The organism is Staphylococcus saprophyticus subsp. saprophyticus ATCC 15305 = NCTC 7292, from assembly GCF_000010125.1.
GTDB lineage: Bacteria > Bacillota > Bacilli > Staphylococcales > Staphylococcaceae > Staphylococcus > Staphylococcus saprophyticus.
This window is the reverse complement of the sequence record NC_007350.1, coordinates 1-21,996: the sequence shown is the minus strand read 5'-3', so window position 1 is coordinate 21,996 and position 21,996 is coordinate 1. Positions and strand designations below refer to the sequence as shown.

Genomic DNA, 21,996 nt, shown 5'->3' with positions numbered 1-21,996 from the left:
CACCAAGTATTAAGACCATTTTTTACATTTATAAGGACACATACTTACCGCGAATACACGGCAATAAACACAAACAAAAACCGTACAATAAAATACGTATTTGTATTATTGTACGGAAATTAACAAGAAAATTATTTTTTTACCTTATCCAAAATCAGCATGTGCATAATCTATATCTGTAAATTTATTATATTGTTTCATAAAGTGTAACTTAACGGTGCCTGTAGGGCCGTTACGTTGTTTCGCAATAATGATTTCAATTTCACCATTATCGTCATTCGTTTGTGGTTCGTAATTTGAATCATCATCGTCGTCTTCATCTTCGCCACGATTGTAATAATCATCACGATATAAGAAGGCTACGATATCGGCATCTTGCTCGATAGAACCCGACTCACGTATATCACTCATCATCGGACGTTTATCCTGACGTTGTTCTACACCACGAGATAACTGACTCAATGCAATCACAGGACATTCTAATTCTCTGGCAATCGCCTTTAAAGTACGTGATATTTCTGATACTTCTTGTTGTCGATTGTCAGAAAAACGAGAACCACTACCTGAAATTAACTGTAAGTAGTCAATAACAATCATGTCTAAGCCATGTTCTTGTTTCAAGCGACGACACTTTGAACGAATATCTGTGATACGAATCCCAGGTGTATCATCAATAAATATCTTTGTACGTGATAATTTACCTACAGCAATTGTGAAACGATTCCAGTCTTCCTCAGTCATCATACCTGTTCTTAAGCGGTTCGAATCCACATTGCCCGAGCTACAAATCATACGTGTTGCTAACTGGTCTGCACCCATCTCTAAAGAAAAGATCCCTACAGAAAAATGATCTTCATGTGTTGCCACTTTTTGTGCAATATTAAGTGCGAAGGCAGTCTTACCTACCGAAGGACGTGCTGCTAAGATAATTAAATCGTTACGGTTAAAACCCGCTGTCATTTGGTCTAAATCGCGATACCCTGTTGGAATACCTGGCGTTTGACCACTGTTCTGATCTAATAGTTCTGCATTTTCATAAACATCACCTAAGACATCTCGAATGTCTTTAAATCCATCACTTTCACGTGTGGATGATAGTTCTAATATACGACGTTCAGCATCGTTAAGTATCGTATCTAGTTCCAGTTCATCATTATAGCCATCGTTCGCAATACTATCCGCAGTTTGAATTAATTTACGCTTCGTGGCGTGTTTAAACACAATTTCCGTATAATATTGAATATTACGTGTGGTCGGCACATTACTTGATAATTCTGCAAGATATTGAGGACCGCCCGCTTCATTCAATCGTCCTTCTTGGGATAACTGATCCATAATGGTAACGACATCGATATCTTTATTATCTTCATTGAGGTTCATCATTGCTCTGAAAATGTGCTGGTGTGCCCCTCTATAAAAGGACTCAGGAAGTAATACTTCCTGAGTAGTGTTGATTAATTCTGGATCTATGATAATGGCACCTAAGACAGACTGTTCAGCCTCATTACTGTGTGGCATTTGATTTTGTTCGTACATTCCATCCATTCCATCCATTGCGCTTACACCTCATATCTCAATCCGTTATTATTGTTCAACTGTGTGTACACGAATTGTACCTTCAACTTCTTTGTCTAATTTAACTGGTACGTTAGTGTAACCTAATGCATGGATACCATTTGGTAAGTCCATTTTACGTTTATCAATCTTAATGTCATGTTGTTGTTGTAATGCTTGTGTGATTTGTTTGGTACTTACTGAACCAAATAATTTACCGCCTTCACCTGTTTTAGCAGATACTTCGACTTCAATCTCACTTAATTGTTCTTTTAATTTTTTAGCATCTTCAATTTCTTGTTGACGTTCTGCTTCAGCAGCTTTATTTTTTTGTTCTAATTGTCTTAAGTTACCTGGCGTTGCTTCAACTGCCATGTTTTTCTTCAATAAGAAGTTATTTGCGTAACCAACTGGTACGTCTTTAACTTCGCCTTTTTTACCTTTACCTTTAACATCTTGTGTGAATATTACTTTCATGAATTTTCACTCCTACTCATTTGTTCTGTTATAGCTTGTTGTAATTTTTCAATTGCTTCATCAACAGTCACATCTTTTAATTGTGTTGCTGCATTCGTTAAATGACCTCCACCACCAAGTGCTTCCATTGTTAACTGAACATTGACTGCACCAAGTGAACGCGCAGACATACCTACGACATTGTCTTCTCTTCTTGCAATTACATAAGAAGCTTCTACACCATCTAAACTTAACAGTTCATCGGCAGCTTGTGCAACTGTAACAGGATGGTAGATTTTCTCATCTGAACCATGTGCAATGGCAACACCATTATCTTGTAGTTTCACTGTTTGAATCAATTCAGTACGATTAATATACGTATCAAGGTCATCTTTTAAGAAATGTTGCGTCAAGATTGTATCGGCACCATGTGCACGTAAATAACTTGCCGCATCAAATGTTCTAGAGCCGGTACGTAATGTAAAGTTACGTGTATCTACAATGATGCCGGCAAACATGACCGTTGATTCTAAACGTGTCAGACGCTGTTCTGTTGGTTGATACTCGAGTAATTCTGTAACGAGTTCTGCTGTTGAACTTGCATAAGGTTCCATATATACAAGTAATGGACTCGAAATGAAACTTTCACCACGTCTATGATGGTCAATGACTACTTTACGATTGGCTTTATTTAAAATATTTTCATCGATGACCATTTCTGGTTTGTGCGTATCTACAACGACAAGTGTTGTCTTGGAAGTCATAATATCCCATGCTTCATCTGAAGTGATGAAACGATCTTTAAGTTCTGGTTTTTCATTTACCGCATCCATAACACGTCGTAACGTCGGATCGATATCAGATTCATTTAAAACGATATAGGCATCTAGGTTATTCATCATCGCAAAACGGGATACACCGATTGCTGCACCAATTGCGTCTAAATCGGGACGTTTGTGCCCCATGATAATCACTTTGTCGCCTTCCATTAAGATATCTTTAAGTGCATGTGAGATAACACGCGCTCTTACACGTGTACGTTTTTCCATGGGGTCAGTCTTACCACCATAGAAACGTACATTACCGTTTATGTGTTTAATCGCAACTTGGTCGCCACCACGACCGAGTGCTAAATCTAGGCCAGATTGAGAAAGTTCTCCAAGATCAATTAGATTTTCAGAACCTTCACCCACACCAATACTTAATGTTAATTGCGCGCGATAACCTACGCTCTTTTCACGTAATTGGCTTAAAATACTAAAGTTAGTTGCTTCAATTTCGTTTAAAATATTTTGGTTTAAATATGCCACGAATTGATCCGAACTATAGCGTTTAAAGTAAATATTATGTTCCGTTGCCCATCTACTGATGACGCGCGTAACCATTGAGTTAATTTCTGATTTTTGCGTATCATTCATATTTTGGGTAATTTCATCATAATTATCCAAGAATAATGTCGCTATAATTGGTTTAGATGATTCATATAATTCATTTGTATAGACTTCTTTTGTAATGTCGAAGAAATAAAGCACGTGTTCTTTTTCTGAATAACGCACACGATAGTGGTATTCATTTTCATTAATTTCTATTTCTTGTGTTTTTTCTAATTGTTTTAAGATATTAGGATATACTTCGTTGACTGGGTCGGAAATTACATTACGATTTAAACGTTCCGACATAAATCTATTCATCCACTCTATGTTTTCATTTTCATCTAAGATAATCATTCCGATAGGTAGATTTTTAATTGCGAAATTACTACCTTCAGAGATATGACCACTTAAATTGTCCACATAGCTGTCTAATTTTTGTAAAGCTTGTCTTACCATAAATGCTGTCCCTATAATAATAATCACTAATACAATCGTCGCTATACCTGCTACGAGTTGGTTAAAAACAAACCAAACTACAACCAGCGCAATTGCCGTGAGCGTCATAATTACAAATGGTAAAATCAACGCTTTTTTAGTGGATTGACGGTTCATTCTTCCACCTCAAATCATTTTTTAATGATACTTTTTAAGTTAAAACATAAATCGATTACACCCAGGAGACTTACAATATGTGTTAATGGCATTAAAATTGTCCCTATAACCATTAGTAACACAGTAAGTACGAGTGGCATTGATTTTGCTTTGCCGAAAAAGTGAATAACACTTAACCCCTGAATATACATACATAATGATAACACAATTTCAAAGTTTAAAACGATACTTTGGAAAGTACCAGCTTGGCTTGCAAACATAACACAAATCAAGACAATAATATATATCCATAATAATGAACGGCTCATCTGCCAAGCATATAATGGTTTAAATATTGGTGTAGCGATTTTGAATTTACGTAAAATTGGAAAAGTAATAATTAAATTGATTAAAATAAGTAGAAAAACTGCAATGATTACCATACTTGGTAACTGAACTGCCAATTGACGGAATCCCTCTTCGAGCATTTGTTTATACTCGTTACCAACTGAAGCACCTGAAATAACCTGATGCATTTGATCTTTTATTGGGTTCATTAAAACTGTCGCGCTTGGTATCTTATCAAACGTTTGCAGTCCCATAAATGCAATTAATGAAATCATACTAATATATGTAGTCGTTATATATAGTATACGTTCTTTAGATGTTCTTTCTTTTAATAATTGGCCAACAACGAAACTCGTAATGAGCACGAGGACCATGATACTTAATACAAATATATTACCCAGTAAAGTTGTTAATACAACCGTTACGACAGCTGTCAATCCGAATGATTCAATTGATTTATGCCATAAGATAATGCCAGGAATTGTCGCAAACGCGCTCAATACAAGACCAAGCGGTGGTAATATATGCAAAGCCAAAGCGACTACGATTAGCGTTAGAATACTAAGCACAGTTGCTTTAGGATATATTTTAGAAAACAAATTCGCCACTCCCATACTATTTTTGACTATACCCTTTATTTTAACCTCTTTAAAACTTTTATACAATTATTGGCAACCCATTTTATATAGAAGTTCTATTCAGAAAATACACCTTCACTATAATCCTTAGAAATCATTGTTATATATCAATCGCTTCTTCACTAACAACAACTTATTTATATTTCACACAAAAATAGGATGTAACCAACTTGTTTCTCACCTCTATTTAGTAGTAAGAAGACAACCGGCACATCCCAAAAATTAAATCTATTTAGTTAGTTCATTTACGTTTGATTTTATAGACTTTTAAAAAGTGATATAGATTCGGCGCCCAATCATTGAAGTTAAGTAAAAATCCATCATGTCCTACATTGTCAGGAACGAAAAAATGTTTATGAAATTTAAAGCGCTCGCCGACTGCTCGAACAAGGTCATCAGGATAAAGTAAGTCATCGGTAAAGCCCATTGTCATAACCTTCGTATCTAAATTACGGAATACTTCATCCACATCATCACGTCCTCTATCGACATCATGACTATCCAAGACATCCAGCAGTGTTAAATAACATGCGTAATCAAAATGATTCATAAACTTATCACCTTGATGTTTTTGATAGGCGACAACTTGATCTGGTGAAAAGCGCTTATCGTAACTTTTAGATGATCGATAAGTTAAGAAACCCAATTGTCTAGCGATACTCATACCATTTTTAGGATCTAAATGAATGGCTTGCCTCGCTATCTCGTTAAACGCTCGACTGTAGGATGATGTTTTATCCGTTGCAGCAAGTATAACGGCTTTATCGACATTAAATTTGCGATTATATAATAATTCAATCGCTTGCATGCCTCCTAAAGAACCACCAATGAGAATATTAATGTGTTCAAATCCTAACGTTTCTATGCCTATTTCAATTGCACGTACAATGTCTCTTAACGTGAGCGTTTGAGGGAAATCAGCATCTGTTAATGCCGAACTTGAACCATACGGACTACCAATTACATTAAAAGTTAAAAATTGATAATCATTGATGGGCATATAGCCCCCATCAATGATACCTCTCCACCATCCTGGTTGATCATTTGTCCCATATGTTAAATGGTTACCTGTCAAAGCGTGACAGACAACAACTAAAGGTTGTCCTTTCAACCCCACATGTTCATAGCGTAGTTTCAAATTAGATATGAGTTCTCCAGATTCCGTTGTAAAAGGCCCTAATTCTAAAGTATCTACCGTATAATTCGTCATGATTTCCCTCCTACTTAATAAAAAACTTCTCACTCATATAACATAAGTAAGAAGTTATAATTACTTATCATTCGAGTGTATCGTTGGTTTTAGCACCGTACTACACAGCCGGTTGCTGAAGCATCACTGGGCCAAGTCCCTCAGCTTCTCGAAATAAGATTTGATTTTAATTGTATAAAACGAAAGTATGACAGACTAAAAATTGGAAATATCATAATTTTCTAATTATTCTAATTCTAACGGATATCCTGTGTTTCATCAATGATATTCTTTAAAAAACCCATCTCAACAATGCCATAATAATAATCCCACTTAAAATCGTTATCGTTAAACTTCTTGAAACGATGGCAACTACAATCGTAGGTATCATCGTTATCAAAAATGGCATATTGATTGTGTATCCCATTACGCCCTCTTGTTGAACCAAGACACCATCAATAATCAACGCTGTAAACAATGTAATTGGGATAAAAGAGAGCCATTTGACTACACGTTCAGATAAATGAACTTTAGAAATCATCACAAACGGTATAATTCGAGTCAACCATGTCACAATTCCGCATAAAATAATAATCGTTAACATATGTATCGTTGTCGTCATCGTTCCATCACCACCCCAAGTGCTGCCGTTATTGTAGAAGCTAAAATAATCGCTAAATATGATGGCATAAATAAACTTAATCCCAACATCATCACAATGACACAAATAATCAGAACTAAGTAAATCTTAACTTTTGAGCGCCTGATTGATTCAAATTGGGAGACGGCAAGAAAAATAAACATAGCCGTTATTGCAAAGTCTAAGCCTAATACGTCTGGGTCATGGATGTATTTACCAAATAAAGCACCAATAATACATGCAATCGTCCAAAAAACATAAGCCGTTATATTCAAACCGTGTAGCCATCGATCATTAATTTTTTCGCCTTTTAGATGTGGTGTCACTGCAACCCCAAATGTTTCATCTGTTACCAATGTTGCCAACCCAATTCTATTTAGTAAACTATAATCTTTATAGCTTGGTGCAAGTGTCATACTTAATAAGAACATCCTAGAATTGACGATGAACGCAGTTAATACAATTGCGGATATAGGTGTACCTGCAATAACAAGCGCGCAAATTATAAATTGTGCTGCGCCTGCGTATACAAGCAAACACAGTAAAATAATTTCCAACAAGCTAAATCCTGAAGCAACTGCAACAATTCCAAATGATAAACCCACACCTGCGTATCCTAACAAGGTAGGAATACACGCTTTGACACCTTGTTTAAATGTTACATGCGCTTCATTTTCCATACACACCCACCCTCTCATGGCACTTCAAAAATAATATATCAATTCTAATACAACTGATTCTAAATGCGCAATATCTTTAGACATCCGTTTGTGTGAGGTTAGACTAACGATTGTCTTAAAAAGCTTAAAACACGTTGTTTATATTTCTCTGAATTTTTAGAAATAATTAAGACATACCTCTAAAATATATCTGAATTCCGCCTAATCATATTTGCTATTTTATACTTTTTACACCTCCCCTACCCTTTCGATAGTGCACAAAAAAACGCATAGGACCTATTGTCGCTACGCGTTTTTAGCATTACTTTCAGTTTTTTATTTAGTCGGACGGATGACTGTTTTACCACCCATAAATGGAACTAACACTTCTGGAATTGTAACTGAGCCATCTTCATTTTGGTAGTTCTCAACGATAGCTGCAAAGGTACGACCTACAGCTAACCCGCTACCATTTAAAGTATGCGCTAATTCTGGTTTCGCATTTTTATCGCGTTTGAAGCGAATGTTTGAACGACGTGCTTGGAAATCTGTAATATTTGAACAAGAGCTGATTTCTTTATAATCGTTATAGCTTGGTAACCAAACTTCTAAATCATATGTTTTACTTGAACCAAAACCAATATCTCCTGTACACAAGATAACACGGCGATATGGTAAACCAAGTTCTTCTAAAATCGCTTCTGCATGATGAGTCATGTCTTCAAGTGCTTGCCAAGAATCTTCAGGTTTTTCAATACGTACCATTTCAACTTTATCAAATTGGTGTAAGCGAATAAGTCCTCGTGTATCACGACCAGCAGATCCAGCCTCACTACGATAACAAGCTGATTGAGCTGTAAATTTAGCTGGTAATACGTCAGGTGCAATGATTTCATTGCGGTAATAATTCGTTAATGGCACTTCTGCAGTTGGAATGGTATAAAGACCTTCTTTTTCTACTTTAAATAAGTCTTCTTCAAATTTTGGAAGTTGACCTGTACCATACATAGAATCGGCATTAACTAATTGTGGTACCATCATTTCCGTATAGCCATGTTGTGTCGTATGTTTCGTAATCATGTAGTTCATTAACGCTCTCTCTAATTGTGCACCGTCACCTGTCAAGAATACGAATCTCGCACCAGAGACTTTAGCTGCTCTTTCAAAATCAACCATCTCTAACTCTTCTACTAAATCCCAGTGTGCTTTATCTTCAAATTCAAAAGTTCTAGGTGTACCCCAACGTTTAACTTCTATATTATCTTCATCCGTAGCACCTTCTGGTACATCGTCGTGAATGATATTTGGAATACGAGACAATTTATCATTAAGGTCAACATCTACTTGATTTAAAGTATCATCTAGTACTTTAATTTCATCACCTAGATTACGCATAGCTGCGATTGCATCGTCTGCATCTTCTTTATTACGTTTTTTCTGAGCAATTTCTCCACTCACTTTATTACGCTCTGCCTTCATTTCTTCGGCTTGACTGATAAGTTGACGACGTTGCTCATCTAGTTCTAATACTTCATCTACTACTTTTGAATCCATACCACGTTTTGCAACTTTTTCTTTAAGGAATTCTGGATCATTACGGAATAATTTAATATCTAACATGCTGGTCATCCTTTCAAATTTCAAAATTTATTGGATAATAACACAAAAAGACCACGTCCCTGTACAAGGGACGTGGTCTACGCGTTGCCACCCTATTTAACAGTCCAAAATTAGACTGCACTCTCACTAAATAACGGCTATAACCGATTGTTCTCATATAGTAGGTAGATTCATATTAAATATGATTACTTGTTCACACTAACCACAAGCTCTCTGAAATCAAGATTCAATATTACTTATCCTACGAACAATAGCATAATTAAGTTAATTTAAATATAGCAAATAACATCAGCTATTTCAAGGGTGACAACGTTTATGTCAATTAGAGTCCCTACATATAAGCAAGATCTTGTAAATATTGCGATACCGCTTCAATATCTTTATGGAACTGTCTATCTTCTGTAATTGATGGTACGATGTGACGTAATTCTTGATACTTTTCATATGTTTTCGGTGATAATTTATCAATATCTTTATATTCAACGGCTTGTAATGCAATAATCGTTTCAATTGCTAAGACACGTCTCGCATTTTCAATGATGTGATAGCCATGACGAGAGGCAATCGTTCCCATCGAAACGTGATCCTCTTGATTAGCTGACGATGGTATTGAGTCAACACTTGCTGGATGTGCGAGTGTTTTATTTTCTGATACTAAGCTCGCAGCAGCATACTGCATAATCATCGCGCCACTCTGTAATCCTGGTTGTGGACTTAAAAAGGCAGGCAATCCATTATTTAATTGAGGATTTACGAGTCGCTCTAAACGACGCTCTGATACATTAGCCAATTCACTTACACCTAACTTTAAGAAATCTAATGCAAAGGCAATCGGTTGCCCATGGAAATTACCTCCAGAAATAACAAGCGTTTCATCACCTTCATCAAATATTAATGGATTATCATTAGCAGCGTTCATTTCAAATTCTAATTTTTCTTTCACATAATTAAATACTTGAAAACTTGCGCCATGTATTTGTGGAATACAGCGTAATGTGTATGCATCTTGTACACGTATGTCGCCTTGTGTAGTGGTTAACTCTGAGCCATCTAACCAGTCTAACATTCTAGCTGCAACATCTATTTGTTCTTGAAAATTACGTGCTTTATGCACTTTTTCATTATAAGCATCTGTAATACCATTTAATGCTTGATGTGTTAGAGCAGCAATCCATTCTGCTTGGTAACCTAAGGCTTCCGCTTCAATATAATTAATCACACCTTGTGCAGTCATCGCTTGCGTGCCATTAATGAGTGCAAGTCCCTCTTTAGCTTGTAATTGTATTGGGTTACGATTTAATTGATTTAAGACATACCGGCTGTCTACTTCTTCACCTTTAAAAAATACATTGCCTTCACCAATTAAAGCTAATGCTAAATGAGATAATGGTGCTAGGTCCCCTGATGCGCCTAAAGATCCTTGCTGTGGAATCACTGGTACAATTCTGTTATTGATATAATAAACAAGTTGCTCTACTAACGCGACTGTCGTACCAGAATGACCTTTCAACAAAGTATTTAATCGTAAGACCATCATTACTAAAGCAACTTCTTCTGAAAATGGTTTCCCAACACCACAAGCATGTGATCGAATTAAATTTACTTGTAATTGATTGTATTCATCTTTATCAATTCGCACATCACTAAATAATCCAAATCCAGTTGTAATACCATAGATTGTTTCTTTGTTTTCTATAATATGTTCCACCGTTTGTCTACTTTTCTTTACGCGTTCCAGTGCTTCTTGTGTTACTTCAACGGTATCTTCCTTATTTAAGAACGTTTTAATATCATTGATTGTTAGCATTTCACCATTAAGTTGTAATGTCATTTCCCCATCTCCTTGCTTATCTATTTTGTTCAATTAATTCGAGTATACGCTTACATTTTCACACGAACAATAGGATTGACCATATCCGTAATATGGTATTAAATTACTGATTTAATGGGATAAAGTCGTATCAAAATTATGTTTTCTAAAATTAATATTTTCTTTACGACTTTGCCTATTGACTAATCTCGAAACCAGGTATAATATTTCTTATTGTATTTATAAATGAGCACAAAAAAATAAGATATAAGTAACTTAAAAGAAAATGGTTTTAACATTCTATGATATAGAGAATATAAGATAGCCAACTTTAACATTTATCATTTTAAGCAGATGCTTATCTTTTTCAAGTCAACGTATTAAATTAACGCTAAATGTTTAAAAGGAGGTTTCAAAATGGAAACTTTATCACAAGTAAGCATTCCAAAACGTAAAGATGAAACACATAAAGGTGATTATGGGAGAATTCTTTTAATTGGGGGCAATGCGAACTTAGGTGGTGCAATCATGCTTGCAGCTCGAGCGTGTGTTTATAGTGGTAGCGGATTAATCACTGTAGCTACACATCCAACAAATCATGCCGCTTTACATTCACGTTGTCCAGAGGCCATGGTGATTGATATTAACGATACTAAAATGTTAACAAAAATGATTGAGAACACGGATTGTATCTTAATCGGACCAGGACTCGGTTGTGATTTTAAAGGCAATAATGCCATTACTTTCCTATTACAAAATATTCAACCACATCAAAAATTAATTGTAGATGGGGATGCTATTACAATTTTTAGTAAATTGAAACCAGACATTCCTACGTGCAAGGTTATCTTTACGCCTCACCAAAAAGAGTGGGAACGTTTAAGTGGTATTCCTATAGAGGAACAAACGTATGAACGTAATCGTGAAGCCGCAGATCGCATTGGTGCAACCATTGTCTTAAAAATGCACGGAACTGAAATCTATTTCAGAGGTAAAGACTACAAACTGCCAATAGGGACACCAGCAATGGCTACAGGTGGTATGGGTGATACTTTATCTGGTATGATTACAAGCTTTGTCGGCCAATTCAACGACACAGAAGAAGCCGTTACAAGTGCTACGTATACGCATAGTTATATTGGAGAACAGTTAGCAGAAAAAATGTATGTCGTGCCACCATCCAGACTAATCAGTGAAATACCTCATGCTATGAAAGCTTTAGAAAATTAAGCCAAAAAAGACCTACCTCATTGAGGTAGGTCTTTTTTATAATGACTATTATCGCATAAAATTACTCTTCTTCGTTATCTTCGTTGTCCGCATTATCAATATCTTCATTCACACGGTCCATAAAGTCTTGTCGTACTTCTTGACGATCATCATCATCTGATACATCACTATCTTCAACTTCTGTATGAATGGCGTTGCCTGGTGCATCGTCCTCTATCACAGCTTCACCTTGTTGTGAATCTTGTGCCATTTGTTCAGTTGCATCAGTATTTTCTGAATCGGAGGCAATTGCTTCAGTTTCTGTTTCAGCTTCATCTTCCTCATTTACTTTAGCTACTGTAGATACGAATTGATTTTCACCTAATTTAATCAATCTCACACCTTGTGCTGCACGGCCGTTTTGTGAAATATCCTCTACATCAATACGGATAATCACGCCAGAGTTTGTAACAACCATCAAGTCTTCTTCACCAGTCACTGATGTGATACAAACTACATTACCATTACGTTCTGTGATAGTCGCTGTTTTAATACCTTTACCACCACGGTTTGATAATCTGTAATCTTCAACTGGTGTACGTTTACCGTAACCATTTTCAGTCACGACGAGTATTTCATCATCGCTTTCGGCTTTTGTAACATCTAAACCGACTACTTTATCGTCTTCTCTAAGTGTAATACCTTTCACACCCGCCGCGGTACGGCCAAGTGGACGCAATGCAGTTTCAGGGAAGCGAATTAATGAAGCGTGCGATGTACCTATTAGAATATCAGTTTCACCATCAGTTAGACGTACTGCAATCAATTCGTCATCCTGTTTGAAACTAATCGCAATTTTACCGTTTTTATTAATATGTGAGAAGTTACTTAGGGCAGAACGTTTCACTCTACCTTTTTGAGTAGCAAAGACTAAATAATCTTCTTCACTTTCTAAATCTTTAACAGCAATCATCGTACTAATCGATTCGTCATTGTCTAACTCAATTGCGTTAACTACTGGAATACCTTTAGACTGACGAGAAAGCTCTGGCACTTCATAGCCTTTAAGTTTATAGACACGACCTTTATTCGTAAAGAATAGCACGTTGTCATGTGTACTTAACGTCACAAGTTGACTTACAAAGTCTTCTTCTAGCGTATTCATACCTTGAACACCACGACCACCACGGTGTTGTGCTCTATAAGTTGAAACTGGTAATCGTTTGATGTAGTTATTATGACTTAACGTAATCACAATTTGTTCTTCTGGAATTAAATCCTCATCTTCAATGTCATCTAAACCACCAAGTTGGATTTCAGTCTTACGTTCATCACCATAACGCTCACGGACATCAATCAATTCATCACGAACAATTTGTAATAATTTTTCTTCATCTGCAAGGATAGATTTCAATTCTTCAATATAAGCAATTAGTTCATTATATTCAGCTTCAATCTTATCTCTTTCTAAACCAGTTAAACGTCTTAAACGCATATCTAAAATCGCTTGTGCTTGACGTTCAGATAATTTAAATTGTTCTTGTAAACTTGCCATGGCAATCTTATCGTTATCTGATTCACGAATAACTCTGATAATTTCATCAATATGATCAAGCGCAATTCTCAAACCTTCTAATATATGTGCACGATCTAAAGCTTTTTTTAAATTATATTCGGTACGTCTTCTTACAACGACTTTTTGATGCTCTAAGTATTCAACTAAGGCATCTTTAAGTGAAATAAGTTTTGGTCTGCCATTAACTAAGGCAATCATGTTTACACCAAATGATGTTTGTAATGGTGTTTGTTTGTATAAGTTATTTAAGACAACACTCGCGTTGGCATCTTTACGGATATCGATTACTACACGGACACCTGTACGTAAACTTGTTTCATCGCGTAAGTCTGTGATACCGTCTATTTTCTTATCACGCGCTAATTCAGCAATCTTTTCTATCATACGTGCTTTGTTAACTTGGTACGGTACTTCTGTAACAACAATACGTTGACGACCGCCACCACGTTCTTCTATTTCTGCACGAGAGCGCAATTGTATTGATCCTCGACCTGTTTCAAATGCACGACGAATCCCACTCTTTCCAAGGATAATACCTGCAGTCGGGAAGTCTGGCCCTTGTATATCTTCCATCAATTCAGCAATGGTAATATCGGGATTATAACTTAAACTTAAAATACCGTTGATGACCTCTGTTAAATTATGTGGCGGAATATTTGTAGCCATCCCAACAGCGATACCAGATGCACCATTAACTAATAAGTTAGGGAATCTAGCAGGTAAGACTGACGGCTCTCTTTCATTACCATCATAGTTATCGATAAAATCAATTGTATCTTTATTTAAATCTCTAAGTAATTCAAGTGTAATCTTAGACATACGTGCTTCTGTATAACGCATCGCAGCCGCACCGTCGCCATCCATAGAACCAAAGTTACCTTGTCCATCAACTAAAGGATATCGATAGCTGAAGTCTTGTGCCATTCTAACCATTGCTTCATAAATTGATGAGTCACCATGTGGGTGATATTTACCCATTACGTCCCCAACAATACGCGCAGATTTCTTGTATGACTTGTCTGGTGTCATACCTTGTTCATGTAAACCATACAATATGCGTCGATGTACTGGTTTCAAACCATCTCTCACATCAGGTAAAGCACGTGAGACAATAACACTCATCGCATAGTCTAAGAATGACTCGCGCATCTCACTCGTTATATTTCGTTCATTAATTCTTGATTCAGGTAATTCAGCCATCAAGATATCCTCCTTCAAAAATTCAGTTCATCGTATTAGAAATCTAAGTTGGCATAGACTGCATTATCTTCAATAAACTGTCTACGGTTCTCTACAACGTCGCCCATTAACATTTCGAAGACTTGGTCCGCTTCAATCGCATCATCCAATGATACTTGTAACATGGCTCTATTTTCTGGATTCATAGTAGTTTCCCATAATTGATCCGCATTCATTTCACCAAGACCTTTGTAACGTGAAATCGACCATTTTGGCGTTGGTTCTAACTCAGCTTTAAGTTTTTCTAATTCACGTTCATTAAAGACATAGTACTTTTGTTTACCTTGTGTCAATTTGAATAAAGGTGGTTGTGCAATATACACATATCCTGCTTCTAATAATGGTCTCATAAAGCGATAGAAGAATGTTAATAACAATGTTCTAATATGTGCACCATCGACATCAGCATCTGTCATAAGGACAATCTTATGATAGCGTGCCTTACTTAAATCAAATTCGCCACCAATACCCGTACCAAATGCCGTAATCATCGAACGAATCTCGTTATTATTTAAAATTCTATCTAAACGTGCTTTTTCAACGTTCAAGATTTTACCACGCAATGGCAATATCGCTTGTGTTTCTGAATCACGACCGGATTTTGTAGACCCACCGGCAGAGTCACCCTCGACGATAAAGATTTCACTACGTGATGGGTCTTTACTAGAGCAATCCGCCAATTTACCAGGTAAGCTTGATATTTCTAATGCTGATTTACGGCGCGTAACTTCACGTGCTTTTTTCGCAGCAAGGCGTGCGTGTGAAGCCATGATACCTTTTTCAACTACAATACGGCCTACTTGAGGATGTTCATATAAGAAACGCTCAAATAACTCAGAGAATAGTTTATCAACGATTTGACGTACTTCAGAGTTACCTAATTTTGTTTTTGTTTGTCCTTCAAATTGTGGATCACCGTGCTTAATTGAAACAATTGCTGTCAAACCTTCACGTGTGTCTTCACCTGAAAGTCTTTCTTTATCTTCTTTGATAATTTTACTATTTAATCCGTAACTATTAAGTACACGAGATAGTGCACGTTTGAAACCTTCTTCGTGTGTACCACCTTCATATGTGTGAATATTATTCGCATACGTCAACAAGTTTGTTGCAAAACCTTTGTTGTATTGTAAAGCAATTTCAACTTCAATATCATCTTTGGTTTGATGCACGTAAATAGGTTCTTCATGTAAAGGCTGTTTGTTTTCATTTAGCATTTCAACATAAGATTTAATACCACCTTCATAGTGATATGTGTCTTCACGAACTTCTTCACCACGTTCATCTCTTAAAGTAATTGAAATACCTTTATTTAGGAACGCAAGCTCTCTTGTACGTTGTTGTAATGTTTCATAATGATATGTTGTCGTTTCTGTGAAAATTTCAGAATCCGCTTTAAAACGAATGACTGTACCTGTATTATCATCATCTGTTTCTTCAATGACTTTCAAGTCAAATTGAGGTACACCTTTTTTATAACCTTGATGATAAACTTTGCGGTCTTTATACACGTATACTTCAAGATCTTCTGATAACGCGTTTACTACTGATGAACCTACACCATGTAAACCACCAGAAACTTTATAACCGCCGCCACCGAATTTACCACCAGCATGTAATACAGTTAGAATAACCTCAACTGCAGGACGTCCCATTTTTTCTTGAATGCCAACAGGTATACCACGGCCATTATCCGTTACCTTAATCCAATTATCTTTTTCGATTACAACTTCAATTGTGTCGGCATAACCTGCAAGTGCTTCATCGATACTGTTATCGACAATTTCCCATACAAGATGGTGTAAACCTTTTTCTGAAGTTGAACCAATATACATACCTGGTCTTTTACGTACCGCTTCTAGACCTTCCAATACCTGAATCTGTCCAGCACCATAATCTTCCGTGTTGTTCACATCTGACACTGCTTCCACCTTCACTTTCCATTACTTTATAATTTCGCCCTGATTAATGCGATAAAGTTTAGCGTTTTTCATAATTTCATGTTCTATACCGTCTACGGATGTCGTAGTAACAAAAGTCTGCACTTTATGTTGAATAGTGCTCAATAAATGAGATTGACGTGAATCATCTAACTCACTTAATACATCATCTAGCAATAGAATTGGATACTCACCTACTTCAATATTCATTAACTCAATTTCAGCGAGTTTGATTGATAGTGCAGTAGTTCTTTGTTGACCTTGCGAGCCATAAGTCTGAGCGTCCATTCCATTCACATTAAAACCTAAATCATCTCTGTGAGGTCCGTATAAACACACACCTCGATCTTTTTCTCGTTCCATATTGTCATTAAGTATCGTTAAGACTTCCTCTAAGCGTTCTGTCTCACTTTTATCTTTATTTTCTAGTTTAATACTAGGTAAATAGTTTAAAGACAATGTTTCACGTTCATTTGTAATCCCAGAATGGATAGGTTTCGCTAGTGATTCAAGTTCATTAATAAAATGTTCACGTCTTAGCGTAATTTTGAGTGCGTATTCTGCAAATTGTTGGTTTAAGACTTCAAGCATGGTGCTGTCTGTCTTTTGTCCATATTGCAGTTGCTTCAAATAATTATTCTTTTGTTTTAAAATACGTTGATACTGTGACAAATCATTTAAATATACTGCTGAGATTTGTCCAAGTTCCATATCTATAAATCTACGTCTAATCTGCGGTGATCCTTTGACAATATTTAAATCCTCAGGCGCAAACAAAACGACGTTCAAGTGCCCAATATACTGGGTCAGTCTACTTTGTTCTAAGTGATTGATTTTGACTTGTTTACCTTTTTTAGTGATGTACATCGTTAAAGGCATCTCACCATATCTATAACTAAGGTCACCCTCTATTTTAGCATAGTCGCTATCGAAACGTATGAGTTCTTTGTCATTAGACGTTCTGTGACTTTTAGCTAGTGCTAACGTATAAATAGATTCTAATAAATTAGTCTTCCCTTGGGCATTTTCACCAATCAATATATTGACATCGGGATGACAATTTAAGGAAATGGACTCATAATTACGATAATTTTGTAACTGGAGTGTCTTTAATTTCATTCTTCACCTTGATGTAATATCAAAAATGAACCGACTTCTGGTATGACAATGCTATCTCGATGATTTAATTTCTTACCGCGACGCGTTTCACGCTCATCATTGATCATGACATCAAAATCTTGTAAGAACCATTTTGCTTGTCCGCCAGATTCGATAATACCTTCTGTCTTTAGAAATTGCCCTAAAGTAATGTCTCCATCAACAATTACCTCTTCAACCAAATCAATCACTCCATTTCTTTTAAGCTCACTTATATATTATACCTTTTTTTGCGGAAAATTTCATGCAAAATACAGTGAGTAAGCGATTTCTTTTAACTTATTTTAACTATTTTTAAATAATTAGTTTCAAAGTTATTTTTAACGTTGTTTCATAATGTCATATTATATCAAAAATAAATACATTATATGGGCATTCTTTACAAATAATATTAATTTTCACTAAATACCTTAATCTGCTTAAAAATTTATGTATGATATACGGACTATATTTATTTTGCATTTAGAGCTGTTTTAAGACACTTTTATTACTTTTAAGCATTTTCCCCTAAGAAAATGTTCAAAATGCTTATATTTGCCCTTTAAATGTCTTTAATCATGAAATTAATTAATAACATTAGCAAATTTCTAATTATCTCTTAGTATCTGCTTTTAAACTCAGACTCTTTTTTCAAATAAAAACAGGAACAAACCAGAAATCACTAAGATTTCAAAGGCTTGTTCCTGTTAAGTTGCACTTTTTATTGAGAAAAGTTATTGCGTTAATCTATTTAACAATACGATTAATACGTTCTAATCGGTAAGATAAGTTGTGTAACTGAATCATCGTCTTTTGGTTTTAAAATAAATGGTTTCATTGTACCGAAAAATTCTACTTCCACTTCATCGTTATCAATGGCTTTTAAAGCATCCATCATATATTTTGAGTTGAATGAAATTTTTAGGTTGCCACCATCTACATTACTTGCTTTAACATCTTCTTTTACCGTACCAATTTCTGGTGATGTTGAAGATAATTCTACAAGTTCATTACCTGTACTTAATTTAATGACATTATTGCCGCCTTCACGTGCTAATAAAGATGCACGATCGATGGCATGATAGAATTCACCATTATCAATTCCTAATTTAATTTCGTAATTCTCTGGGAATAAACGAGATGTATCAGGATAATGACCTTCTAATAAACGTGAAATAAAGTTTACGTTACCCACTTTGAATAACACTTGATTTGAAGCAAAGAAAATATCGATGTCTTCTTCACTGTCTGACATAATCTTATTTAACTCAGATAATGCTTTACCAGGAATGATGACATTTTTATTTTCTGAGTCATCTTCTAATGCTACCTTTCTTACAGCCAAGCGGTGTGAGTCAGTAGCTGTGCATATTAATTCATTTTCTTGTATAAGCCAGTTGACACCAGTAAGTACTGGGCGTGTTTCTGAGGTGGACACTGCGAAATTAGTCTGTGCGATAACGTTTTTAAGCACTTTAACTGATAATTGGATCGCATCATCACGAGAAACTTGTGGCAATAACGGGTATTGATCTGGGTCTAAACCACTTAAGTTAAATTCAGAATGTCCAGATGTAATAAGTGTTTGGAACTGTTCATTTGTAGAAAGTTTAACTTCTTTACCTGGTAATTTTTTTATAATGTCTACGAAGAAACGACCAGGAAGCACGACTGATCCGGTTTCAACAATATCAATAATATCTTCACCATCGACTTGTTTAGGAATAGTGATTTCGATTGAGATTTCTGAATCAGAACCAGTTAGTATAACTTCGTTGTTTTTAACTTCAATTTTGATACCAGTTAAGATAGGTAATGTTGTTCTTGGTGAGATGGCCTTAAGTGTGTCATTTAATTGATTAATAAAATAATCTCTTCTTATTGTGAATTCCATCTTTATTAAACTCCTTCCAGTCGTTTATATATTAAATTATATAGGTTTTAAAACAGTAGTAATAGTAGTAGGGCTTGTGGATTAGGGGATAAGTTAATTTTAGTGAACAGTGACGTCGATTAAAGACTGTGGATAACTTGTGCACTGTGTGTATGACTTTTTAACATTATCCACAATAACGTTTATAATTCCTCTATTAACTATTCCTCAAAATACCTACGATTATTCTGTTATAGTACAGTTTATTTTATTGGTTTCTTATTTCTTTTTCTAAATTTTCAACTTCTTGTTTAAAAGTTGGATCATTTTGTATATCTTTAACTATTTTTTCATGTGCATGAATAACCGTTGTATGATCACGACCGCCAAACTCTTCACCAATTTTTGGTAATGAAAAATCGGTTAACTCACGTGATAAGTACATTGCAATTTGACGCGGATAAGCGATGGATTTTGTTCGTTTTTTAGCGCTAAAATCTTCAATTCTTACACTATAATACTGACCAACAATTTTCTGAATATCTTGTATCGTGATTTTTTTAGATTTAGGTGCTTGAATAATATCTTTAAGTGCTTCAGCTGTTAACTCAGTCGTAATGGGTTGTCCCTGTAATTTTGAAAATGCTAAGACACGTGTTAATGCACCTTCAAGTTCACGAATATTAGACTGAATTTGATTAGCGATGTAAGTAAGCGCCTCAGTTGGAATGTTAAGATTTTCTTCGCCAATTTTCTTCTGTAAAATCGCCATTCTTGTTTCATAATCAGGCGGCGTAATATCTACGATTAATCCCCATTCGAAACGTGAACGTAAACGATCTTCTAGTTTAGCAATTTCTTTTGGAGGTCGATCACTAGAAATTACAATTTGCTTATTTGCTTGATGTAATTCATTAAATGTATGGAAAAATTCTTCTTGAGTTTGTTCTTTATTTTGAATAAATTGAATATCATCAATTAATAAAACGTCGATATTACGGTATTTTTCCCTAAAACGTTCAGTTTTATTATCACGAATAGACTTAATAAATTCATTTGTAAATTTTTCACTAGACGTATAAATAACTTTAGCGTCTGGATTGTTATCCAATACATAATGACCAATCGCATGCATTAGATGGGTCTTACCTAAACCAACACCACCATAAATAAATAATGGATTATACGCTTTAGCTGGTGCTTCTGCCACTGCAAGACTTGCAGCATGAGGGAATCTATTACCTGGTCCAATGACAAATGTTTCAAACGTATTATGTGTATTGAACTGTTCACCGCCAATGACAGCTTCATCAACGCCTGGCGTATACTTTTTGGCTGGTTGTTCTGGTTGATTTTCTTCTTTTTGCTCACTTGTATGTAAGCTTTTTAGCTCTTCTTCAGTATAAAAGACTGGTGCTATCTCATGACCAATTGCTTCATATAAAGCAGCTTTAATAATTTCTGCGTAATTCATCTTTAACCAATTAGCAACAAAATCGTCATCAGTAACTACAATCGCTTGCTCATTCTGCAGTTTAAACAATTTTGTATCTTTAAGAAATGTTTGGTAGCTTGCACTACTTACTTTTTCTTGAGCCAAGGTTAGAACTTTTTCCCAAATTTCTTGTTCTGACATAATAACAAACTCCAACTTTCGTAAATTTTAAAGTTATACACAAAAACAACAGGTACAAATAAAAAGAATCACAGGCTGTTGATAATTATCCACAAGTTACGCACAATCAGTGGATAACTATTACCTAACTGTGATTTATACACAGGCTTTTATTGTATAATTTATTAATTTAAACCCTGTAGCAATCAATATCTACATAACTTATCCACACAATTATACTTTTTAACAACAACCTCTGTCAAATGGGTGTGAATATGTTCTTAAATGCTGAGGAACTCTGTGAATAACATTATACTTATCCACAAATTTGAGGTATAGCGTTGTGTATAAGTGGATAACTTTGAGCAATAGACAGTATACCAAATTTTAAGGTGTTTGTGGGTTTGGGAAATAATTTATAAAGATTGTATGAAAAATGTATAACACAAAATGGATAAATGCAGGGGTGCTGCAAAAGGGGAGTATCTGCATAGACAGAAGCACTTTTGGAGTGAAACATAGTAAATGC

Annotated in this window: 16 protein-coding genes, 1 riboswitch and 1 other annotated feature; of the genes, 1 reads left to right on the top strand and 15 read right to left on the bottom strand. The window is 35.4% G+C overall.

The window, feature by feature from the left end:
- Nucleotides 1–144: 144 nt before the first annotated feature.
- From dnaB to hutH, 9 genes are all read right to left on the bottom strand, one after another.
- Nucleotides 145–1,545, bottom strand: coding sequence for a replicative DNA helicase (dnaB, locus tag SSP_RS00080; protein ID WP_037537355.1), 1,401 nt, complete (start codon nt 1,543–1,545; stop codon nt 145–147).
- A gap of 39 nt (nt 1,546–1,584) precedes the next feature.
- On the bottom strand, nt 1,585–2,031 hold the full coding sequence (gene rplI, locus SSP_RS00075; protein ID WP_011302021.1) for a 50S ribosomal protein L9: 447 nt from the start codon (nt 2,029–2,031) through the stop codon (nt 1,585–1,587).
- Complete coding sequence (locus SSP_RS00070) at nt 2,028–3,995, bottom strand: DHH family phosphoesterase (protein WP_011302020.1); 1,968 nt, start codon at nt 3,993–3,995, stop codon at nt 2,028–2,030. The genes rplI and SSP_RS00070 overlap by 4 nt, the downstream gene beginning before the upstream one ends.
- Before the next feature lie 14 nt (nt 3,996–4,009).
- Nucleotides 4,010–4,936: a DUF2232 domain-containing protein gene (locus SSP_RS00065; RefSeq protein ID WP_172606392.1), complete on the bottom strand. Its 927-nt coding sequence runs from the start codon at nt 4,934–4,936 to the stop codon at nt 4,010–4,012.
- Between the two features lie 265 nt (nt 4,937–5,201).
- Nucleotides 5,202–6,170, bottom strand: a complete 969-nt coding sequence (locus SSP_RS00060; protein WP_002481973.1) for a homoserine O-acetyltransferase MetX — start codon at nt 6,168–6,170, stop codon at nt 5,202–5,204.
- A gap of 61 nt (nt 6,171–6,231) precedes the next feature.
- A riboswitch (SAM riboswitch) is annotated at nt 6,232–6,330 on the bottom strand.
- A gap of 111 nt (nt 6,331–6,441) precedes the next feature.
- On the bottom strand, nt 6,442–6,771 hold the full coding sequence (locus tag SSP_RS00055) for an AzlD domain-containing protein (protein ID WP_011302018.1): 330 nt from the start codon (nt 6,769–6,771) through the stop codon (nt 6,442–6,444).
- A complete protein-coding gene (locus SSP_RS00050; RefSeq protein ID WP_011302017.1) occupies nt 6,768–7,469 on the bottom strand; it encodes an AzlC family ABC transporter permease in 702 nt (233 codons plus the stop codon). The genes SSP_RS00055 and SSP_RS00050 overlap by 4 nt, the downstream gene beginning before the upstream one ends.
- Nucleotides 7,470–7,784: 315 nt before the next feature.
- Nucleotides 7,785–9,068 carry a serine--tRNA ligase gene (gene serS, locus SSP_RS00045; RefSeq protein ID WP_011302016.1) on the bottom strand — a complete coding sequence of 428 codons (1,284 nt, stop codon included), beginning with the start codon at nt 9,066–9,068 and terminating at the stop codon, nt 7,785–7,787.
- Between the two features lie 63 nt (nt 9,069–9,131).
- Nucleotides 9,132–9,320: a binding site (T-box leader), on the bottom strand.
- Between the two features lie 79 nt (nt 9,321–9,399).
- On the bottom strand, nt 9,400–10,899 hold the full coding sequence (hutH, locus tag SSP_RS00040) for a histidine ammonia-lyase (protein ID WP_011302015.1): 1,500 nt from the start codon (nt 10,897–10,899) through the stop codon (nt 9,400–9,402).
- A gap of 396 nt (nt 10,900–11,295) precedes the next feature.
- On the opposite strand from hutH, the gene SSP_RS00035 reads away from it, so the two are divergent.
- Nucleotides 11,296–12,108 (top strand): NAD(P)H-hydrate dehydratase, encoded by an 813-nt coding sequence (locus SSP_RS00035; protein ID WP_011302014.1) that lies wholly within the window; start codon nt 11,296–11,298, stop codon nt 12,106–12,108.
- Nucleotides 12,109–12,169: 61 nt separating this feature from the next.
- Here SSP_RS00035 and gyrA read toward each other — a convergent pair whose 3' ends face one another.
- From gyrA to dnaA, 6 genes are all read right to left on the bottom strand, one after another.
- Nucleotides 12,170–14,863, bottom strand: a complete 2,694-nt coding sequence (gyrA, locus tag SSP_RS00030; RefSeq protein WP_011302013.1) for a DNA gyrase subunit A — start codon at nt 14,861–14,863, stop codon at nt 12,170–12,172.
- Nucleotides 14,864–14,898: 35 nt separating this feature from the next.
- Nucleotides 14,899–16,833 carry a DNA topoisomerase (ATP-hydrolyzing) subunit B gene (gene gyrB / locus SSP_RS00025; RefSeq protein ID WP_172606401.1) on the bottom strand — a complete coding sequence of 645 codons (1,935 nt, stop codon included), beginning with the start codon at nt 16,831–16,833 and terminating at the stop codon, nt 14,899–14,901.
- 12 nt (nt 16,834–16,845) lie between these two features.
- Entirely contained in the window at nt 16,846–17,961 is a 1,116-nt protein-coding gene (gene recF, locus SSP_RS00020; protein WP_011302011.1) for a DNA replication/repair protein RecF, read from the bottom strand.
- On the bottom strand, nt 17,958–18,191 hold the full coding sequence (yaaA, locus tag SSP_RS00015) for a S4 domain-containing protein YaaA (protein ID WP_171914394.1): 234 nt from the start codon (nt 18,189–18,191) through the stop codon (nt 17,958–17,960). The genes recF and yaaA overlap by 4 nt, the downstream gene beginning before the upstream one ends.
- 551 nt (nt 18,192–18,742) lie before the next feature.
- Nucleotides 18,743–19,873, bottom strand: a complete 1,131-nt coding sequence (gene dnaN / locus SSP_RS00010) for a DNA polymerase III subunit beta (protein WP_011302009.1) — start codon at nt 19,871–19,873, stop codon at nt 18,743–18,745.
- Between the two features lie 247 nt (nt 19,874–20,120).
- Nucleotides 20,121–21,488 (bottom strand): chromosomal replication initiator protein DnaA, encoded by a 1,368-nt coding sequence (dnaA, locus tag SSP_RS00005; protein ID WP_002481962.1) that lies wholly within the window; start codon nt 21,486–21,488, stop codon nt 20,121–20,123.
- Nucleotides 21,489–21,996: the final 508 nt, after the last annotated feature.

Coding starts and splice junctions, on each gene's coding strand:
- dnaB (WP_037537355.1), bottom strand. CDS start 1,545: ATGGATGGAATGTACGAACAAAATCAAATGCCACACAGTAATGAGGCT.
- rplI (WP_011302021.1), bottom strand. CDS start 2,031: ATGAAAGTAATATTCACACAAGATGTTAAAGGTAAAGGTAAAAAAGGC.
- SSP_RS00070 (WP_011302020.1), bottom strand. CDS start 3,995: ATGAACCGTCAATCCACTAAAAAAGCGTTGATTTTACCATTTGTAATT.
- SSP_RS00065 (WP_172606392.1), bottom strand. CDS start 4,936: ATGGGAGTGGCGAATTTGTTTTCTAAAATATATCCTAAAGCAACTGTG.
- SSP_RS00060 (WP_002481973.1), bottom strand. CDS start 6,170: ATGACGAATTATACGGTAGATACTTTAGAATTAGGGCCTTTTACAACG.
- SSP_RS00055 (WP_011302018.1), bottom strand. CDS start 6,771: ATGACGACAACGATACATATGTTAACGATTATTATTTTATGCGGAATT.
- SSP_RS00050 (WP_011302017.1), bottom strand. CDS start 7,469: ATGGAAAATGAAGCGCATGTAACATTTAAACAAGGTGTCAAAGCGTGT.
- serS (WP_011302016.1), bottom strand. CDS start 9,068: ATGTTAGATATTAAATTATTCCGTAATGATCCAGAATTCCTTAAAGAA.
- hutH (WP_011302015.1), bottom strand. CDS start 10,899: ATGACATTACAACTTAATGGTGAAATGCTAACAATCAATGATATTAAA.
- SSP_RS00035 (WP_011302014.1), top strand. CDS start 11,296: ATGGAAACTTTATCACAAGTAAGCATTCCAAAACGTAAAGATGAAACA.
- gyrA (WP_011302013.1), bottom strand. CDS start 14,863: ATGGCTGAATTACCTGAATCAAGAATTAATGAACGAAATATAACGAGT.
- recF (WP_011302011.1), bottom strand. CDS start 17,961: ATGAAATTAAAGACACTCCAGTTACAAAATTATCGTAATTATGAGTCC.
- dnaN (WP_011302009.1), bottom strand. CDS start 19,873: ATGGAATTCACAATAAGAAGAGATTATTTTATTAATCAATTAAATGAC.
- dnaA (WP_002481962.1), bottom strand. CDS start 21,488: ATGTCAGAACAAGAAATTTGGGAAAAAGTTCTAACCTTGGCTCAAGAA.